We start from the raw sequence: 18171 nt of genomic DNA, 5'->3' as shown, positions 1-18171 counted from the left end.
CGTAACCTGAACATCAGTGTTCGACAAGAGGAGGATCCGTGACCACCCACGAGACATCCCGCCGTCCCGTATCGCTTCGCACCAGGAAACGTGCGGACGCCGAGCGGAACATCGAGGCGATCCTCGACGCCGCGCGCATCGCACTGAGTCGTGACCCCGACGCGAGCATCGGGGAGATCGCCAAGGCGGCAGGCGTCGGGCGTGTCACCCTCTACGGCCACTTCCCCACTCGCGCAGAACTCGTCACCGCCGTGGTGCAGCGCGCGCTCACCGAGGCGGAACAGACCGTGGACCGGATCGACCTCACGGGCGACCCCCGCGACGCCCTTCACCGCCTCATCGCGGGCTCGTGGTCGCTGACCGCCGACGCGGGGGCACTGCTCGCGGCGGCCGAACAAGCACTTCCCGCCGAGGACGTACGCGCCGCACACGACGGCCTGCTTGCCCGCGCGACCGCCCTCATCGAGCGCGGTCGCGCCGAAGGGACGTTCCGCACCGACCTGTCGTCGTCCTGGCTGGCGTCGGTCCTGCACAGCCTGGTCCATTGTGCCGCAACCGAAGTCGCGGCAGGACGGTTGGCGTCGGAGGACGCCGGCGGCAACATCGCCGCAACGGCCCTGTCGTCGTTCACCCCTCCCGGCTGAGCCGTATCAGCCGGACGCGATCACGCCGTCGACGTTCTGACGCTCGCGGAGCCGGGTGACCGTGTCGTGCAGGTGCTCGTCGAGCAGACGCCGCACCTCCTCCCGGTCGGCGGTGCGGATCGCCTCCCGCAGCACGACGTGCTCGTCCACCTGCACGTGCAGGTCGGGATAGGTGGTCTGCAACGCGCCGAGGCACATCCGCGTCTCGACGAGCAGCGTGCGGGCTGCCCGCACGAGCCGCGGACTGTCGGCACTGGCCACGAGGATCTCGTGGAAACGCCGGTCGCCGTCCGAGACACCTGTGGCGTCCTCGCGTTCGGCGGCGGTGCGCATCTCCTCGATCGCCGGTTCGAGGGCCTTCCACGTCTGTTCGCGACGGCCCTCCAGCACCAGGTCGAGGGCACCGCCCTCGATGACCCAGCGGCTGCGGTAGATGTCGACGACGTCGTCGAAGGTGAGCTCGGTGACGAAGATGCCCCGGTTGCGGATGCTGTAGAGCAGACCTTCGGACAGCAACCGCTGCATGGCTTCTCGCAGCGGGCCCCGGGAGACCTGGAAGTGCGCCGCGAGTTCGGCCTCCCCCAGCTGTTCCCCGGGACCGAGCGCACCCCGGACGATGGCCGACCGGATCTGTTCGGCGATGAGCTCGGCCGTGGACGGCCGGGTGACAGGACGTAGATCTTCCAGATCACCGAGCACCATGATCGGTATCCTCCTCGAACAGTGAGCCCAGCTCCGGGCATTCCACTGTATATCCGGCCAGTTCCAGGCCGTGCCACACGGTGACCTGGTTGGCGGTCAGCACCGGCTTGCCGGTCTCCTTCCCGAGTTCCCGCATGATCCGCAGCGTGTGCATCGCGGTGTCGGGCACGAGGACCGCCTGTGCGTCGGGATGATCGTTGGTCCTCACGAATTCGAGGACGGCCTCGTCGGTCAGGGTGCCGACCTCGGCGGCGGTGTCGATGCCGGCGTCGGCGAGCGAGACGACCTCGACATCGGCGTCCGCGAGGAAGGCGACGAACAGTTCGGCGACGTCCCGCGGATAACTCGCCGACACGGCCACCCGGCCGACTCCGAGCGCCCGTAGTGCGGCGACGAACGCGATGCTCGTGCTGGTCGTGGGCACGCCTCCCGCGTCCCGGGAGAGCTGCTCGACCTGGGTGCGTGCCCCCTCGGGTCCGTACACGAAGCTGCCCGACGTGCACGCCCACACGAGAGCGTCGAGGGGCTCGTCCGCGAACTGCGCCGCTCCCCCGGCGAGCTTGGCCGGGCTCCCGAGGTCGAGGAGTTCGGGAACGGCGTGCAGATCGGTTCCGTAGATGTGGGCGACGGGCAGATTCACCCCCAGGAGTTCGGCGGCGAACGGGTAGTCGTCCTCGGCGGCATGATCCGGGTAGACGATCCCGATGGTCGGACGGTCACGATGCATTCAGAACACTCCTCTCAACCACTTTCCCGGCCCGGTCATGGGCAACTTCATCCGTCCCAGGCACGCCCAGATGGTGAGCTGGTTGGCCGTGAGGACCGGCTTGCCGAGTTCCCGTTCGAGCGGCGCGATCAGGTCGTAGGTCGGCAGGTTGGTGCAACTGACGAAGATCGCCTGCGACTCGGGGGTATCGGCCCCGATGATGTGTTCGGCGATGGTGCGGTAGTTGACCTTCCAGATGCCGCCGCCGAGCCCGAGATGCGACGACCGGACGACATCGGTTCCGGCCTCGTTCAGGAAGTCGCGCAGTAGGTCGGTGAGCTCCCGGTCGTAGGGGGTGATCACCGAGATGCGGGTCAGGTCGAGTGCGCGGAGGGCTTCGAGCAGCGCTCCGGAGGTCGTGACCGCGCACGGTGCGCCCGCCCCGCAGATCGCGTCGCACAGGGCCTTCTCGTAGGCCACCCCGTTGACGAAACTGCCCGAGGTACACAGATACGCAACGACTTCCGGTTCCACCGACAGCACGTCGCGGGTCGCGACCATCAGGTGCCGCCGGTCGGAGACCATCTCGGCCATGGCACGGCTGACCGGCACCGGCTCGTAGGGGGTTCGAGCGAGGTGCAGACTGACCTCGAGCGGCGCCCATCGCCACAGTTCTCGTTCCAGGGCGAGATCGAAGGGGGCGATCACACCGATGCCCCGCTGAGCCAGAGGACCTTCGAATTCGGGAATGTTCAGTTCCATACGGTCCCTCGGCTTCGTCAAGAGTTCCCTCAGCCTTGAGGATTGTTGACAATAATACGAGGCGCTCTTACGGTGTCAACGTGGATGCCCAGCCGGTCGTTGCAGTGCTTCATGCCGAAGCCGTGCCGGATCGTGCGTGGATGGCCCCGGTGGCCGAACACGCCACGGTGCGCTACACCGACGCCGCCGGCCTGGCCGACGCACTCGACGGCGCCGACATCCTCTTCGCGTACGACTTCCTCACCGACGCCCTGCCCGCGGCCTGGCACGCCGCGACCTCCTTGAAGTGGATCCATGTCGCCGCGGCCGGGGTCGACGCCCTCATGTTCCCCGACCTGCGCGACAGCGACGTGGTCGTCACCAATTCCCGCGGAGTCTTCGACGGGGCGATCGCCGAATACGTACTCGCCCAGATACTTTCCTTCGCCAAGGACATCCCAGAATCCCTGCGGCTCCAGCGCGAGCACATCTGGAAGCACCGCGAGTCCGAACGCATCGCCGGTCGCTCCGTGCTCGTCGTCGGCACCGGTCCGATCGGCCGCGCGATCGCACGCCTGCTCTCGGCCGTGGGGATGACGGTCCGAGGCTCGGGCCGGCGCCCTCGCGACGACGACCCCGATTTCGGCACCGTCACCACGACCGCGGATCTTCCCGGCGCCCTCGCCGACGCCGATTTCGTCGTCGTGGCCGCGCCTCTCACCGAGCAGACCCGGCACCTGTTCGACGCCCGGATGTTCGCCGCGATGAAGTCGCAGGCCCGCTTCGTCAACGTCGGGCGGGGCGAACTCGTGCGCACCGACGACCTCGTCGAGGCACTGCGGTCGGGCGCCATCGCCGGTGCCGCACTGGATGTGCTCGACGTCGAGCCGCTCCCCGAGGACCATCTGCTCTGGGACATGCCGAACGTCTCGATCACCCCGCACAATTCGGGGGATTTCGTGGGCTGGCGCGATGCGCTGGTGGACGTCTTCATCGACAATTTCCACCGTCACCGCAGTGGCGAACCTCTTCGGAACGTGGTGGACAAGAAGCTGGGTTACGTGCCCGGCGCGTGAGAGTCGGCATCGTCCGACGAGAAGGAGGCACGATGGAGCCCACAGACATGACCGCCGTCGAACTCGTGTCGGCGTTCTCCTCGGGCGAGTTGTCTCCCGTCGAGGTGACACGGGCCGTGCTCGATCGGATCGCGGCGCACGATCGCGAGATCAACTCGTTCTGCCTCGTCGACGAGGAGAAGGCCCTCGACCAGGCACGCCGCTCCGAGGAGCGGTGGCGGACCGGCTATTCGAAGGGCCTGCTCGACGGGGTCCCCATCTCGATCAAGGACGTCTTCCTCACCGACGGATGGCCGACCCTGCGGGGCTCGCAGGCCATCGACGAGAACCAGGACTGGAACGTCGACAGCCCGGTCGCGGCCCGGCTGCGCGAGGACGGAATGGTGCTGGTGGGCAAGACCACCACCCCGGAGATCGCGTGGAAGGCGGTGACCGATTCGGCCCTGTACGGGGTGACCACGAATCCCGTCGATACGACGAAGACCGCCGGTGGCTCGTCCGGTGGCAGCGCGGCGGCGGTCGCGGCCGGCTTCGGTCCGTGCTCCGTCGGCACCGACGGTGGGGGAAGTATCCGCATCCCCGCATCGTTCTGCGGCGTGGTGGGTTTCAAGCCCACTCACGGCCGGATCCCGATCTTCCCCGCCAGCCCGTTCGGGCCGCTCGCGCACGCCGGGCCGATCACCCGGACGGTCGAGGACGCGGCGCTGCTCACCGACATCCTCGCGCTGCCCGATCCCCGGGACCCGACGGCCCTTGCGCCGCCGCTGACGACCTTCCGCGGTGGCCTCAACCGCGAGGTGGTGGGGATGGACGTCGCCTATTCCAGGACCCTCGGCTACGTCGACGTGGACCCCGAGGTCGGTGAGATCGTCGACCGGGCGGTCCGCGTCCTCGACGAAGCCGGGCTGCGCGTGACCGCCGCCGATCCCGGTTTCCCCGATCCGCTCGATGCCTTCGAGAACCTTTGGGCGGCAGGCGCAGCGACGATGCTGAAGACCTTCCCCGAGGGCACGCGCGACAAGGTGGACCCCGGTCTCGGACGCGTGTGGTCCCACGGCGAACAACTCGGTGCCGTGGACTATCTCGAGGCCCGCGCGGTCGCGGCGGCGGTCGGCATCACGATGGGGATCTTCCACCAGAGGTACAACGTGCTGATCACCCCGACGATGCCGATCCCCGCCTTCGAGGCCGGCCACGACGTGCCTCCGGATTCGTCGCTGACCTCGTGGCCGCAGTGGACCCCGTTCACCTATCCCTTCAATCTCACGCAGCAGCCGGCCATCAGCATCCCTGTGGGCACCACCTCGGCGGGTCTGCCCGTGGGTCTGCAGATCGTCGGGCCGCGGCACTCGGACGATCTGCTGCTCGCCGTCGCGCGATTCGCCGAGTACGCGTTGAGCTGAAGAAGAGGTCTGCACGGGAACGGCACCGCACAGTCTGTGCGGTGCCGTTCCCGTGCGGTGCCCGTCTATGCGCGTGCGAAGCTCAGCGTCTCCCCCACGACCCCCTGGATCCACAGGTCGTTGCACGCGACGGCGAGTTCGGGCAGGCCATCCTCGATCGTCGCGAAGACGTTGCCCGGCACCCAGCCCACATCGCCGTTGAGCAACAGATTGTTCCGGCCGTAGAACAACGCGAGATCGGTCGCTCCCTGCTGCGCATGGGCCTGCGAGCCGGGTTCGTAACCGTATGCGGGATTACCGATCTCCCACGGTTCGAAGTCGAACAGGCACACATCCCCCGGGATCGGCGTCACCGTCGGGTTCTCCCGGTGCGGTGCCGCGGTGATCCTCGGGACGAGGGTGTAGAGCTCGTTGCGGGCGTACTTGGCGTGGAACGCCGAACCGCTCTGCGGCAGGGCGTCCCACACCGCCGCGCAGGTGAGCGGCGCCTCGTCGTCGAGAAGCCGTGCTCTGCACGTGATGTCGCGCTTGTCGAGAGTGATCGTGATGTATCGGGCCACGCGGACTCCCTCGTTCGACGGATTATCGGACCTCGGCGAGGACCTCGGACCAGATCCCGAGCGCATCCTCGATCTGCCGGATGGTGACGATCAGCGGCGGGATCATGCGCACCACGTTCATGTGCGCACCGCAGGTCAACAGCAGCAACCCCTTCTGCGCGGCGAGCTGCTGCGCTGCGGACGCCCGCTCCCGGTCGGGTGCTCCGTCGGTAGTGAACTCGAGGCCCACCATGAGGCCGAGGCCGCGCACGTCGCCGATGGCGTCGATCGTGTTCTCCCGTGCACCGGAGAGCAGTTCACGTCCACGTGCGGCGGCGTTGTCGACGAGCCCCTCCTTTTCGATCACGTCGAGAGTGGCCACGGCCGCCGCGCAGGAGACCGCATTAGCTCCGTACGTGCCGCCCTGCGATCCCGGACGGGCGCGCTCCATGAGTTCCTCGGAGGCGGCGATACCCGACAGCGGGAAACCGCTCGCGAGGCCCTTGGCGATGGTGATGATGTCGGGTCGCACGTCGAAGTGCTGATGCCCGAAGAACTTTCCGGTCCGCCCGAATCCGGTCTGGATCTCGTCGAAGACGAGCAGGATGCCGTGTTCGTCGGCCCGCTGCCACAGTCCCTGGAAGAACCTGGTGTTGCCGGGGACGTAACCGCCCTCGCCCAGGACCGGTTCGACGACGAAGGCCGCGATCTCGTCCGGCGCCACGAGGGTCGCGAACAGGTAGTCCAGTTCCTGCAGGGCGAAATCGGTCGCTTCCTCCTCCGACCAGCCGTAGCGATAGGCCGTGGGGAAGGGAGCGACGTGTACACCGCCCATGAGCGGCGAGAACCCTGCGGAGAAACGGGTTCCGGAGGTGGTCATCGTGGCGGCGGCGACGGTACGGCCGTGGAAACCGCCGTGGAAGACGACGATTCCGGGTCGCCCTGTCGCCTGGCGGGCCAGACGCAGCGCCGCCTCGACTGCCTCGCTGCCCGAATTGGCGAAGAACAGCGAGTCGAGTCCTTCGGGGAGCACCGTGCCCAGGCGTTCGGTGAGTTCGAGCAGGGGCCGGTGCATCACGGTCGTGTACTGCCCGTGGATCAGCGAGCCGATCTGCCGGCGGGCGGCCTCGACGACGTGCGGGTGACAGTGGCCGGTACTCGTGACGCCGATGCCGGCGGTGAAGTCGAGATACCGACGTCCGTCGGTGCCGTGGATGTAGCACCCCTCGGCGTGGTCGACGGTGACGGGCGTTGCCTGCAGCAGGCGGGGTGAAAGACGGGTCATGACGATCCCTCCGAACAGCCGAGGGCGCGAACCCTCGTGCCGGTTGTCGGATTGTTGACAATATGGATAACACGCGGGGATGGTCGACGCAACGGCGAGCGGTGTAACGGCAGCGTTTCGTCACTCGCACCGCAGGGCATCCGCACAGCAGGAAGCCGCATCGCCCACGGATGAGGACATCATGATCAGCAACGACGACATCGACACCCTCGCTCGCGCCACCGCGTACGGGCCGGACGGTGACAAGCTCGGACGCGTCGGAGAGGTCTACCTGGACAACGACACGGGCCGACCCGCCTGGATCACCGTCGTCACGGGTCTGTTCGGAACGCGCCGGCACTTCGCCCCGATCGACGAAGCCGTGCTCGACAGCACCGGAGTGCGCCTGCCCTTCGACAAGGACACGATCACCGGCGCCCCGAACATCGACGAGAACGGTGAGCTGACCCCGCTCGAGGAGGACGAGCTGTACCGCTACTACCGCCGGTTCGGGGACACCCCTGCAGGGGGTGGATCCACCGGCGATCAGGGCGGATTCACGGACGATCGGGCCGGGTTCACCGACGACCGCAGCGGCCTCGGCGAGCGGAGCGCAGCCGGTGGTGGCCTCGTCGGTGGCGCGGCCGGCGGACCGGGAGGCACCGGGACGCCGCACACCGGCGAGACGTACGGCACCACCACATCGGCGGGAACCGGGCCCTCACCGACACCGCCCGACGTCGCGCGTGAGGAGATCGCCGGCAACTACCGGCCGAGCGAGGGCCAGCGGGACGAATCGCTCGAGCACTCGATGCCGGGGCATACCGCGTCGACGCCGTCAACACCGTCCGGGACCGCGGACTCGTCCACACCGTCCGGGACCGCGGACTCGGCGGCGGACACCGCCCGCCACGCAGCTCCCGGCAGCGACAGCGGCAGCGATCAGGAGATCGTCGGTCCGGGACCGACGGGGCCGGCGCACTTCACGCCGCCGCCGTCGGCCGACACGAGCACGGCCGATGCGAAGACGGACACGGCAGGCGGCGAGGACGCCGACCGGCCGCGCAAGCCGCGCCTGGTGCGCCGCGTCGTGACCACGGAGTACTACGAGGAGGAACCGGACGACGCGACCGGCGCCGACCGTTCCTGATCCACACACGAAGCCGGGACGACCACAATCGATGTGGTCGTCCCGGCTTCGTCGTGCGGTACCACGTGTCGCGCGGTACGGTCCTGCGATCTACAACCAGGTGTCCTCCGTGACAGAGGTGAGGAACGCTTCGAGGTCGTCGCGCCAGGGCGCCGGCGTCGTCTTCTCCGGTTCGATCCCGGTGTACTGCCCGCGGTAGAAGAGCAGCGGGCGTTCCTTCTCGTCGCGCACCTCGCTCAGCGACGACACGCGACCGAAGACCACCCAGTGGTCTCCCCCGTCGTGCACCGTCTCGACCGTGCAATCGATGTGCGCAAGCGAGCCCGTCAGGACGGGTGAGCCCAACGGGGAGGGCGTCCAGTCGAGTCCGGCGAACTTGTCGGGTTCGCGAGAACCGAACCGCGCGCAGGTCTCCTGCTGTTCCTCGGCAAGGACGTTGACGCAGAAGCGGCCCGCTCGTTCGATGGCCGCCCACGACCGCGACTGCTTCGTGGGGCAGAACAATACGAGCGGCGGGTCGAGCGACAACGCTGCGAACGACTGGCACGCGAATCCTACAGGCGTTCCGTCGTCCTCGGTGGTGGTGATGACGGTGACGCCGGTGCAGAACTGCCCGAGCACGGTGCGGAAGGCCCGTGGGTCGATCGCACCGTTCTCTCCGGCCTCCGGCGCGGTCATTACTGCATTCCCACCGAGAAGTCGTGGCCCCATAGGCTCACGGCCGTGGATTCACGGGCGATCCAGTCGTCGTCCTCGACCTGCAGCCCCTCGCAACCGAATTCGACGTCGAATCCGCCGGGGGTCTTCATGTAGAAGGACAGCATCTTGTCGTTGACGTGGCGACCGAGCGTCGCCGACATCTTGACCTTCTTCCGCAGTGCGCGGTCGAGGGCGAGACCGACGTCGTCGGAGTTCTCCACCTCGATCATCAGGTGCACGATACCCGACGGGGTGGGCATGGGCAGGAAGGCGAGGCTGTGATGGCGCGGATTGCATCCGAAGAACCTCAGCCAGGCCGGTTTTCCGTCGGCGGGCCGGCCGACCATCTGCGGAGGCATCCGCATCGAATCACGCAGGCGGAAACCGAGCACGTCGCGGTAGAAGCGCAGCGATTCCTCGTCGTCGCGGGTCGAGAGCACCACGTGCCCGAGACCCTGCTCGCCGGTGACGAACTTGTGCCCGTACGGGCTGACGACGCGGCGGTGTTCGAGGGCGGCACCGTGGAACGCCTCGAGGGTGTTGCCCGACGGATCCTGGAAGACGATCAGTTCGTCGACGCGACGATCGGCGAGTTGCTCGGCGGTGCCCTCCTTGAACGGGACGCCTGCCGCGGACAGACTGTCGCGAACCGACTGGAGATCGGCGGCGTTCGCGGTCTCCCAGCCCGAGACGAGCAGCGTGTCGGATTCGTGCGGCTCGATGACGAGCCGGGCCGGGAAGTCGTCCATCCGCAGGTACAGCGCGTCGGCGTGGGTGCCCTTGCCCTCGATCATGCCGAGGACCTTGAGTCCGTACTCGCGCCAGGCCGGGACGTCGGTGGCGCCGATCCGGAGATATGCCAGCGACCGGATACTCATCTATTCGACTCCATCCGTGAGGAAATCCGCTGTCAGGCGGTTGAATTCGTCGAACTTCTCGAGCTGGGCCCAGTGGCCGCATCCACCGAACACGTGCAACTGTGCACGCGGGATCATCTTCAGTGCGACGAGTGCACCGTCGAGCGGGTTGACGCGGTCCTCGCGACCCCAGATCAGCAGTACCCGCTGACGGAGTTTGTAGGCGTCGCGCCAGAGCATCCCCTTCTCGAATTCGGCGCTGGAGAACGACTTCCCCATCGCCTTCGCCGCAGCGAGCGACTCGGGGGTGCTCGCCGACGCGAACCGCTCCTCGACGAGCTCGGGGGTGATCAGCGACTGGTCGAACACCATGATCCGCAGGAACGCCTCGAGATTTTCGCGGGTGGGCTCGTACGAGAACCGGCCGAGATTCTTGACCCCCTCGGTGGGGTCGGGTGCGAACAGGTTGACGCTCAGCCCACCCGGCCCCATGAGGACGAGTCGCCCTGCGCGCTCGGGGTAGTCGAGCGCGAACCGCACGGCGGCACCACCACCGAGCGAGTTGCCGAGGAGGTGGACGCGGTCGGTGATCCCGATCGTGTCGAGCAGGTCGCTCAGCGCGGACGCACTGTGCACGAAGTACTGCGGATGCTCGGTCGGCTTGTCGGACCTGCCGTAGCCGGGCTGGTCGACGGCGAGCACGTGGAACCGTTGTGCCAGCACCGGAATGTTCCTGGCGAAGTTCGACCACGACGACGCGCCCGGGCCACCGCCGTGGAGCAGGACGATCGTGGTGTCGTTGCCGACACCGGCCTCGTGGTAGTGCAGGCGCAGGTCGTCGCGGACCTGCGCGAAACGGGAGGTCGACTCGTAGGTGATCTCGTCGATTGCGGTCACATCCACCCCTAGACCATCGTGTCGGTGATCGGCAGACCGAACTCGGCGGCACCGAACATCACGTAGGCGCGCTCGGCGTCATTGGCGGCGTGCACACGACCGGCGTGCGCGTCGCGCCAGAAACGCTGGATGGGTGTGCCGTCCGCGAGTGCGGTGGCACCCGAGTTCTCGAAGAGACGGTCGATCGACGTGATTGCACGGCCGGTCGCGCGGACCTGGTCGCGACGCGCCCGCAGCCGCAGTTCCATCGGAACCTCCTCGCCGGCGAGGAGGTGGGCGTACTCGTCGGCGACGTTGCCCGACAGCTGGCGCCAGGCCGCGTCGATGTCGCTGGAGGCCTCGGCGATGCGCACCTTGGCGAACGGATCGTCCTTGGCTTTCTCGCCGGCGTACGCCGCACGGACACGCTTGCCCTGGTGTTCGACGTGCGCCTCGTACGCGCCGTAGGCCATGCCGACGATGGGCGTCGAGATGGTCGTGGGATGGATGGTGCCCCACGGCATCTTGTAGACGGGTGCGGTGTTGCGCTCGAGCCCGGGCGAGGCGAGGTCGTTCATGGCCTTGAAGCTGAGGAAGCGGTGGCGCGGGACGAAGACGTCCTTGACCTTGATCGTGTTGGATCCGGTGCCGCGCAGACCGACCACGTGCCACACGTCGTCGATCTCGTACTCGGAACGAGGGATCAGGAAGCTGCCGAAGTCGACGGGGCGGCCGTCCTTGATGACCGGGCCACCGACGACGACCCAGCTCGCGTGGTCGCATCCGGACGACCAGGCCCACGCACCGTTGACCTTGTATCCGCCGTCGACGACCTCACCGGCACCCATGGGCGCGTAGGACGAGGAGATGCGGACGTCGGTGTCGTCGCCCCAGACCTCTTCCTGGGCCTGCTGGTCGAAGAGTGCGAGGTGCCAGTTGTGGACGCCGATGATGCCGGAGACCCATCCGGTCGAGCCGCACGCGCTCGCGATGTTGCGCACCGCGGTGAAGAAGGTGACGGGATCGGCCTCGTATCCACCCCACTGGGCCGGTTGCAGAAGTTTGAAGAAGCCGGCCTCCTGGAGCTCCTTGATCGAGTCGTCGGGCACCCGGCGCAGATTCTCGGCCTCCTGCGCACGTTCTCGCAGCGTGGGCAGCAGAGCGTCGATCCGCTGCAGTACCTCGTGGCTGTCGTGGTCACCCACTGGACGCTCCCGTCTGTTCAGGAATTGATCGCTTGTACCGAGACTAGAACATGTTCTTATTCGTGTCGAGACGCGCCGCACCCGCAGGTAGACAATCTCTGTGGCGGGACCAAAGTCCCCGAACCCTTCCCCTCGGGACGCGAATTCTATAACGTGTTCTAGAAGAGATTTCCGGAGGGAAGTGAGCGGACATGGCACAGATTCGCGAGATCGACGTCGGAGAGGTCCGGACGCGTTTCGCGCGAGGCTGGCACTGCCTCGGCCTCAGTCGCACGTTCAAGGACGGCAAGCCTCACGCCGTCGAGGCCTTCGGCACGAAACTCGTGGTGTGGGCCGACAGCAACGGCGACGCGAAGGTGCTCGACGCGTACTGCCGCCACATGGGCGGCGACCTGTCACAGGGCGAGATCAAGGGCGATTCGGTTGCGTGCCCGTTCCACGACTGGCGCTGGGGCGGCAACGGCAAGTGCACGGACATCCCGTACGCCAAGCGTGTTCCCCCGCTGGCCCGCACCCGTTCGTGGATCACGATGGAGAAGCACGGCCAGCTGTTCGTGTGGAACGACCCCGAGGGCAACACCCCGCCTCCGGAGGTCACCATCCCCGAGATCGAGCAGTACGGCTCGGACGAGTGGACGGACTGGACCTGGAACCAGATCCGGATCGAAGGTTCCAACTGTCGCGAGATCATCGACAACGTCGTCGACATGGCGCACTTCTTCTACATCCACTACGCCTTCCCCACGTTCTTCAAGAACGTCTTCGAGGGGCACATCGCGGAGCAGTACCTCAACACCCGCGGCCGGCCGGACAAGGGTATGGCGACGCAGTACGGGCTGGAGTCGACGCTCGAGTCGTACGCGGCCTATTACGGCCCCTCCTACATGATCAATCCGCTGAAGAACAACTACGGTGGGTACCAGACCGAATCCGTGCTGATCAACTGCCACTACCCGATCACGCACGATTCGTTCATGCTGCAGTACGGCATCATCGTCAAGAAGCCGCAGGGCATGTCACCCGAGCAGTCCGACGTGCTGGCCGCCAAGCTCACCGAGGGTGTCGGCGAGGGCTTCCTGCAGGACGTCGAGATCTGGAAGAACAAGACAAAGATCGACAATCCCCTGCTGTGCGATGAGGACGGTCCGGTCTACCAGCTCCGCCGCTGGTACGAGCAGTTCTACGTCGACGTCGCCGACGTGACGGAGAAGATGACGGGCCGCTTCGAGTTCGAGGTCGACACCGCCAAGGCCAACGAGGCCTGGGAGAAGGAGGTCGCCGAGAATCTCGAGCGTAAGAAGCGCGAGGAAGAACAGGGCAAGCAGGAAGCGGAGGTGTGACGATGAGTGCCTCGACCCGGCGGAGCAGATGGGCGAAGTCCCCGGACTTCTCCCAGTGGCCCGAGCGGGCCGAGGCCGTCGCCGCCCAGACCGCGATCGACAAGATCAACTATCTGGATTCGGGTCAGCACGAGGTGCAGTGCCGCGAGTGCGACACCTGCGTGCTGGTGCGCAAGAACAGCCTGTCGCACACGAGCGTGCAGTGGCAGGAGGATCCGGACACCGTGTGCCCGACCTTCCGCGAGACCGCCTCGCTCCGAGGCTCGTCCATCACACCGCGCGAAGGGTGTCCGCGGCTCCGGGAGAGCATCGACCGGGCCGTGCTCGACGGCACCCTTCCCGTACCGGACGGATCACCCACCTGACCGATTCCGACCCCGATCGACCCCGCGACGGCACCGTCCCTATCGGACGGTGCCGTCGCTCGTCGTCGGCCGGCGATATCGCGTTCCAGTGTCGGCGTCACCGCGTCTTCGCTTCACGTCCAGGACTCTTCGCATTCGGGGATGGACTCGGCACCGCCATTTCTATAACGTGTTCTACATGACGAAGCAGGAGTACGACATCGTTGTCGTCGGCAGCGGTGCCGGCGGAATGACCGCCGCCATCACCGCAGCCCGCAAGGGCGCCGACGTGGTCCTGATCGAGAAGGCGTCGCGCTACGGCGGGTCGAGCGCCCGATCGGGCGGCGGTGTGTGGATTCCCAACAACGAGGCGCTGAAGTCCGCCGGGGTGGACGACACCCCCGAAGAAGCCCGGAAGTACCTCCACAGCATCATCGGCGACGGCGTACCTGCCGAGAAGATCGACACCTACATCGATCGCGGACCGGAGATGCTCTCCTTCGTCCTGAAGAACAGCGCCCTCGAACTGCAATGGGTACCGGGCTATTCCGACTACTACCCCGAGGCGCCGGGCGGACGTCCCAGTGGCCGTTCGGTCGAACCGACGCCCTTCGACGGCCGCCGTCTCGGCGAGGATCTCGCTCTCCTCGAACCCGACTACGCCCGAGCTCCCAAGAACTTCGTCATCACCCAGGCCGACTACAAGTGGCTGAACCTGCTCATGCGGAATCCGCGCGGACCGGTTCGCGCCATGCGGGTCGGCGCTCGGTTCGTCTGGGCGAACATCACCAAGAAGCACCTGCTCGTCCGAGGCCAGGCGCTCATGGCCGGGCTGCGGATCGGTCTGCGCGACGCCGGTGTGCCCCTGCTACTGGAGACGGCGCTCACCGACCTCGTCGTCGAAGACGGGGTCGTGCGCGGCGTCGAGGTGGTCGCGAACGGCGAGAAGTGCGTCATCCGTGCCCGCAAGGGCGTGATCCTCGCAAGCGGCGGTTTCGAGCACAACGCCGAGATGCGGGCGCAGTACCAGCGTCAGCCGATCGGCACCGAGTGGACCGTGGGCGCGAAGGCGAACACCGGAGACGGCATCCGCGCCGGACAGAAGCTGGGCGCCGCAGTCGATTTCATGAACGATGCCTGGTGGGGACCGTCCTTCACTCTCACCGGCGGCCCGTGGTTCGCACTGTCGGAACGCAGCCTCCCCGGGTGCCTCATGGTCAACGCCGCAGGCAAGCGTTTCGTCAACGAGTCGGCGCCCTACGTCGAAGCGACGCATGCGATGTACGGCGGCAAGCACGGCCGCGGCGAGGGACCGGGCGAGAACATCCCCAGCTGGCTGATCCTCGATCAGCGCTACCGCGACCGCTACACCTTCGCCGGCATCACCCCCCGCACTCCCTTCCCCCGCCGGTGGCTCGAGGCCGGGGTGCTCGTCAAGGCCGGTTCCGTCGCCGAACTCGCCGAGAAGATCGGGGTACCGGCCGACGCCCTCACCGAGACGGTGCAGCGGTTCAACGGCTTCGCCCGGGCCGGCAAGGACGAGGACTTCGGCCGCGGCGAATCCCACTACGACCACTACTACGGGGATCCGCGCAACAAGCCGAATCCGAGCCTCGGCGTGGTCGACAAGGCCCCGTTCTACGCGTTCAAGGTGGTCCCCGGCGATCTCGGCACCAAGGGCGGGCTCGTCACCGATGTCCATGGCCGGGTGGTGCGCGAGGACGGCAGCGTGATCGACGGCCTGTACGCGACCGGTAACGCCAGCTCCCCGGTCATGGGTCACACCTACGCCGGGCCCGGCGCCACCATCGGACCGGCGATGACCTTCGGCTATCTCGCGGCCCTGGACATCCTGGACCGCACGCGTGACGAACGTGCCGAAGAGCTGCGAGAATCCGCCGACACCGTGTGACCCGATCGACTCGCGTTCGAGCCGTAGAAAGGAAGTACCCCGTGCCCATCGATCCCTCGGTTGCCGTCGGAGCCGAACTGCCCGCTCAGGAGTTCGAGTGGAGCAGCACCGATGTCCAGCTCTACAACCTCGGCATCGGTGCCGGGTCCCATCCCACCGACGCGGGTGAACTGCGTTACCTCCGGGACAGGGGTCCCCAGGTACCCCCCACCTTCGCGACCGTCGCCGCGACCTTCCACCAGGTCGAGCCGCCGAAGGTCTCGTTCCCCGGGATCGAGATCGATCTCGCCAAGGTCGTCCACGGCAGCCAGGAGGTGACCGTGCACGCGCCCATCCCCGCTTCGGGCAAGGGCCGCACGGTCACCCGCATCGCCGAGGTGTGGGACAAGGGCAAGGCCGCGGTCGTCGTGCAGGAATCGGTGACCGAGGATCTCGACGGCAATCCCCTGTGGACCGCGCGGTCGTCGATCTTCGCCCGCGGTGAGGGTGGTTTCGGCGGCGAGCGCGGCCCGTCGGAGTCGGTGGAGTATCCCGATCGTGAACCGGACACCGAGTTCGACGTGCCGACCCTTCCACAGCAGGCGCTGCTCTACCGCCTGTGCGGCGACCGCAATCCCCTCCACTCCGATCCCGAGTTCGCATCCGCGGCGGGCTTCCCGGCACCAATTCTGCACGGGCTGTGCACCTACGGCATCGTGTGCAAGGCGGTGACCGACGGTCTGCTCGACGCCGACGCATCGCGCGTGAAGGGATTCCGCGCCCGGTTCGCCGGTGTGGTCTTCCCCGGCGAGACCCTCCGGGTGCGCGTGTGGAACGACGGCGACCGCAAACTCGTGACCGTCTCCGTCATCGAACGCGATCTCGCCCCTGCCCTGGCCGACGTGGTACTCACCGTGGCGTGATCGCCACGCCCTCCCGAAAGAGCGACATTCGAACATGACACTTCGTGATTCGTCGCCGCGCCTGTCGCGGCGCGGTTTCCTCGCGGCCGGCGCCGGTGCGTTGGCGGTCTCCGCCCTCGGTGGATGGACCCCGGTACATGCCGTCCCCTCCGGGTCCGCGGCCTCGACGCTCCCCACTCCCCCGGTGTTCCCCGACGGCATCGATCTCTACCAGCAGGCGTACCAGAACTGGTCCAAGGAGATCATGCTGGACGCCATCTGGACCTGCGCGCCTCGCACCCCCGACGACGTGGTGCGCCTGGTGAACTGGGCGCACGAGAACGGATACACCATCCGTCCGCGCGGGGCCATGCACGGCTGGACACCGCTGACGATCGTCAACGGCGCACCCGTCGACCGGGTGATCCTCGCCGACACCATGCTCCATCTCGACTGGGTCCAGGTGAACCCCGGAGGCTCCCCCGCGACCGTCACGGCAGGTCCCGGCGCGACGCTCGACGTCATCACCACTGCATTGCAGGACCACGGTCTCGGACTCGCGAATCTTCCTGCGCCCGGCGTGTTGTCGATCGCCGGGGCGCTCGCCGTCAACGCGCACGGCGCCGCCCTGCCCGCCAACGGTGAATCCACCCTCCCCGGTCACACCTTCGGGTCGCTGAGCAATCTCGTGACCGAACTGACCGCCGTCGTGTGGGACGGCAGCGCCTACGCACTGCGTACCTTCACCCGCGCCGATCCCGAGATCACCCCGCTGCTCACGCATCTCGGCCGGACGTTCATCACGTCCGTCACGTTGCAGGCCGGACCGAACTATCGCATGCGCTGCCAGTCCTTCACCGACATCACCTGGCAGGAACTGTTCTCCCCCGCCGGTTCGCCGGGTCGGACCTTCGAGTCGTTCGTCGATTCGGCGGGGCGGGCCGAGGCGATCTGGTATCCGTTCACGGAACGTCCGTGGATGAAGGTGTGGTCGCTCGCACCGGAGAAGCCGGCCACCTCGCGGGAGGTCACCGGGCCGTACAACTACCCGTTCTCCGACAACGTGCCCGAACCGATCACCGACCTGCTGGGGCACATCACGGCCGGGAACACTTCGATCGCACCGGCTTTCGGTCAGACCTATTACGGCGTGACCGTGGCCGGTCTCGCAGCGACGGGATCGTCCGACATCTGGGGCTGGTCGAAGGATCTGCAGTTCTACATCAAGGCGACCACCCTGCGACTGACCGAGGGTGGCGGTGCGGTGCTCACGAACCGCGCCAACATCGCCAACGTGATCCACGACTTCGCGCACTGGTTCTCCGAGCGCATCGAGCACTACCGCAGCCTGGGACAGTTCCCTCTCAACGGTCCGGTCGAAATCCGGTGCTGCGGACTGGATCGGCCGGAGGACGTCCTCGTCCCGTCGGCGGGACCGCCGACGATCGCGTCGACCCGCCCGCGTCCCGACCACCCGGAATGGGACACCGCCATCTGGCTCAACGTTCTCGGTGTCCCGGGAACTCCCGGCATGTTCGCCTTCTACCGGGAGATGGAGCAGTGGATGCGGCAGCGGTACAACGGAAGCGACTCGACCTTCCGGCCGGAATGGTCGAAGGGCTGGGCGTTCGGTCCCGACCTGCCGTACACCGACGAGCAGATCCTGACGCAGGGCCTGCCCGACACCTACCGGGAAGGTGTTCCCTCGGACGAGAACTGGGATTCGGCTCGCGCGGTCTACAACCGTCTCGATCCGCATCGGGTCTTCAGCAACACCTTCATCGACACCCTGCTCCCCTGATCTCCCACGGGCGTCCTCGCTCACCACGGGC

General features: G+C 67.2%; 18 protein-coding genes. 9 read left to right on the top strand and 9 right to left on the bottom strand.

All coding sequences use genetic code 11. The annotated features are described in order from the left end of the window. Window positions 1–38 precede the first annotated feature (38 nt). On the top strand, window positions 39–644 hold the full coding sequence (locus K3M35_RS12555; protein WP_220666493.1) for a TetR/AcrR family transcriptional regulator: 606 nt from the start codon (window positions 39–41) through the stop codon (window positions 642–644). Between the two features lie 6 nt (window positions 645–650). Here K3M35_RS12555 and K3M35_RS12550 read toward each other — a convergent pair whose 3' ends face one another. From K3M35_RS12550 to K3M35_RS12540, 3 genes are read right to left on the bottom strand one after another with little or no spacing between them, the layout of a single operon-like run. Then, on the bottom strand, window positions 651–1346 hold the full coding sequence (locus tag K3M35_RS12550; protein ID WP_033096905.1) for a GntR family transcriptional regulator: 696 nt from the start codon (window positions 1344–1346) through the stop codon (window positions 651–653). Next, complete coding sequence (locus tag K3M35_RS12545) at window positions 1333–2073, bottom strand: hypothetical protein (protein ID WP_006550440.1); 741 nt, start codon at window positions 2071–2073, stop codon at window positions 1333–1335. Before K3M35_RS12545 ends, K3M35_RS12550 begins: the two co-directional genes overlap by 14 nt. Then, window positions 2074–2814 (bottom strand): Asp/Glu/hydantoin racemase, encoded by a 741-nt coding sequence (locus tag K3M35_RS12540; RefSeq protein WP_006550441.1) that lies wholly within the window; start codon window positions 2812–2814, stop codon window positions 2074–2076. Between the two features lie 140 nt (window positions 2815–2954). On the opposite strand from K3M35_RS12540, the gene K3M35_RS12535 reads away from it, so the two are divergent. Both K3M35_RS12535 and K3M35_RS12530 read left to right on the top strand, forming a co-directional pair. Beyond that, window positions 2955–3869, top strand: a complete 915-nt coding sequence (locus K3M35_RS12535) for a D-2-hydroxyacid dehydrogenase (RefSeq protein ID WP_050993520.1) — start codon at window positions 2955–2957, stop codon at window positions 3867–3869. 32 nt (window positions 3870–3901) lie between these two features. Further along, window positions 3902–5272, top strand: a complete 1371-nt coding sequence (locus tag K3M35_RS12530) for an amidase (protein WP_220666492.1) — start codon at window positions 3902–3904, stop codon at window positions 5270–5272. A 65-nt stretch (window positions 5273–5337) separates the two neighbouring features. On the opposite strand, the gene K3M35_RS12525 is transcribed toward K3M35_RS12530, so the two are convergent. Continuing rightward, a complete protein-coding gene (locus K3M35_RS12525) occupies window positions 5338–5832 on the bottom strand; it encodes a DUF3830 family protein (protein WP_019290153.1) in 495 nt (164 codons plus the stop codon). A gap of 22 nt (window positions 5833–5854) precedes the next feature. Continuing rightward, window positions 5855–7096: an aspartate aminotransferase family protein gene (locus tag K3M35_RS12520; protein WP_220666491.1), complete on the bottom strand. Its 1242-nt coding sequence runs from the start codon at window positions 7094–7096 to the stop codon at window positions 5855–5857. Window positions 7097–7277: 181 nt separating this feature from the next. Here K3M35_RS12520 and K3M35_RS12515 point away from each other — a divergent pair, with 181 nt between their 5' ends. Beyond that, entirely contained in the window at window positions 7278–8225 is a 948-nt protein-coding gene (locus tag K3M35_RS12515; RefSeq protein ID WP_220666490.1) for a PRC-barrel domain-containing protein, read from the top strand. A gap of 90 nt (window positions 8226–8315) precedes the next feature. On the opposite strand, the gene hsaB is transcribed toward K3M35_RS12515, so the two are convergent. The 4 genes from hsaB to hsaA are packed head-to-tail and all read right to left on the bottom strand — an operon-like array spanning window position 8316 to window position 11862. Beyond that, window positions 8316–8903 (bottom strand): 3-hydroxy-9,10-secoandrosta-1,3,5(10)-triene-9,17-dione monooxygenase reductase subunit, encoded by a 588-nt coding sequence (hsaB, locus tag K3M35_RS12510; RefSeq protein WP_016693305.1) that lies wholly within the window; start codon window positions 8901–8903, stop codon window positions 8316–8318. After that, window positions 8903–9802, bottom strand: a complete 900-nt coding sequence (gene hsaC, locus K3M35_RS12505) for an iron-dependent extradiol dioxygenase HsaC (RefSeq protein WP_019290158.1) — start codon at window positions 9800–9802, stop codon at window positions 8903–8905. Before hsaC ends, hsaB begins: the two co-directional genes overlap by 1 nt. Continuing rightward, window positions 9803–10678 (bottom strand): 4,5:9,10-diseco-3-hydroxy-5,9,17-trioxoandrosta-1(10),2-diene-4-oate hydrolase, encoded by an 876-nt coding sequence (hsaD, locus tag K3M35_RS12500; RefSeq protein ID WP_064061707.1) that lies wholly within the window; start codon window positions 10676–10678, stop codon window positions 9803–9805. It abuts the gene before it with no gap. An 8-nt stretch (window positions 10679–10686) separates the two neighbouring features. Further along, window positions 10687–11862, bottom strand: a complete 1176-nt coding sequence (hsaA, locus tag K3M35_RS12495; protein WP_006550450.1) for a 3-hydroxy-9,10-secoandrosta-1,3,5(10)-triene-9,17-dione monooxygenase oxygenase subunit — start codon at window positions 11860–11862, stop codon at window positions 10687–10689. A 191-nt stretch (window positions 11863–12053) separates the two neighbouring features. Between hsaA and K3M35_RS12490 the strand changes: the two genes are divergently transcribed. From K3M35_RS12490 to K3M35_RS12470, 5 genes are all read left to right on the top strand, one after another. Next, the gene (locus K3M35_RS12490; RefSeq protein ID WP_006550451.1) at window positions 12054–13202 is read left to right on the top strand and encodes a Rieske 2Fe-2S domain-containing protein; all 1149 of its coding nucleotides are present in this window, start codon (window positions 12054–12056) and stop codon (window positions 13200–13202) included. Window positions 13203–13204: 2 nt separating this feature from the next. Further along, window positions 13205–13567 (top strand): hypothetical protein, encoded by a 363-nt coding sequence (locus K3M35_RS12485; protein WP_220666489.1) that lies wholly within the window; start codon window positions 13205–13207, stop codon window positions 13565–13567. 178 nt (window positions 13568–13745) lie between these two features. Then, window positions 13746–15458, top strand: coding sequence for a 3-oxosteroid 1-dehydrogenase (gene kstD, locus K3M35_RS12480; protein WP_220666488.1), 1713 nt, complete (start codon window positions 13746–13748; stop codon window positions 15456–15458). 41 nt (window positions 15459–15499) lie between these two features. After that, a complete protein-coding gene (locus tag K3M35_RS12475; RefSeq protein ID WP_220666487.1) occupies window positions 15500–16360 on the top strand; it encodes a MaoC/PaaZ C-terminal domain-containing protein in 861 nt (286 codons plus the stop codon). Between the two features lie 34 nt (window positions 16361–16394). After that, window positions 16395–18140 (top strand): cholesterol oxidase substrate-binding domain-containing protein, encoded by a 1746-nt coding sequence (locus K3M35_RS12470; protein ID WP_024102878.1) that lies wholly within the window; start codon window positions 16395–16397, stop codon window positions 18138–18140. Window positions 18141–18171 lie beyond the last annotated feature (31 nt).

Origin of the sequence: Rhodococcus sp. DMU2021 (genome assembly GCF_019641445.1) — a bacterium.
Taxonomy (GTDB): Bacteria; Actinomycetota; Actinomycetes; order Mycobacteriales; family Mycobacteriaceae; genus Rhodococcus; species Rhodococcus pyridinivorans.
Note: the sequence above shows the minus strand (reverse complement) of the source record. Positions and strands in the feature narration are given on the sequence as shown.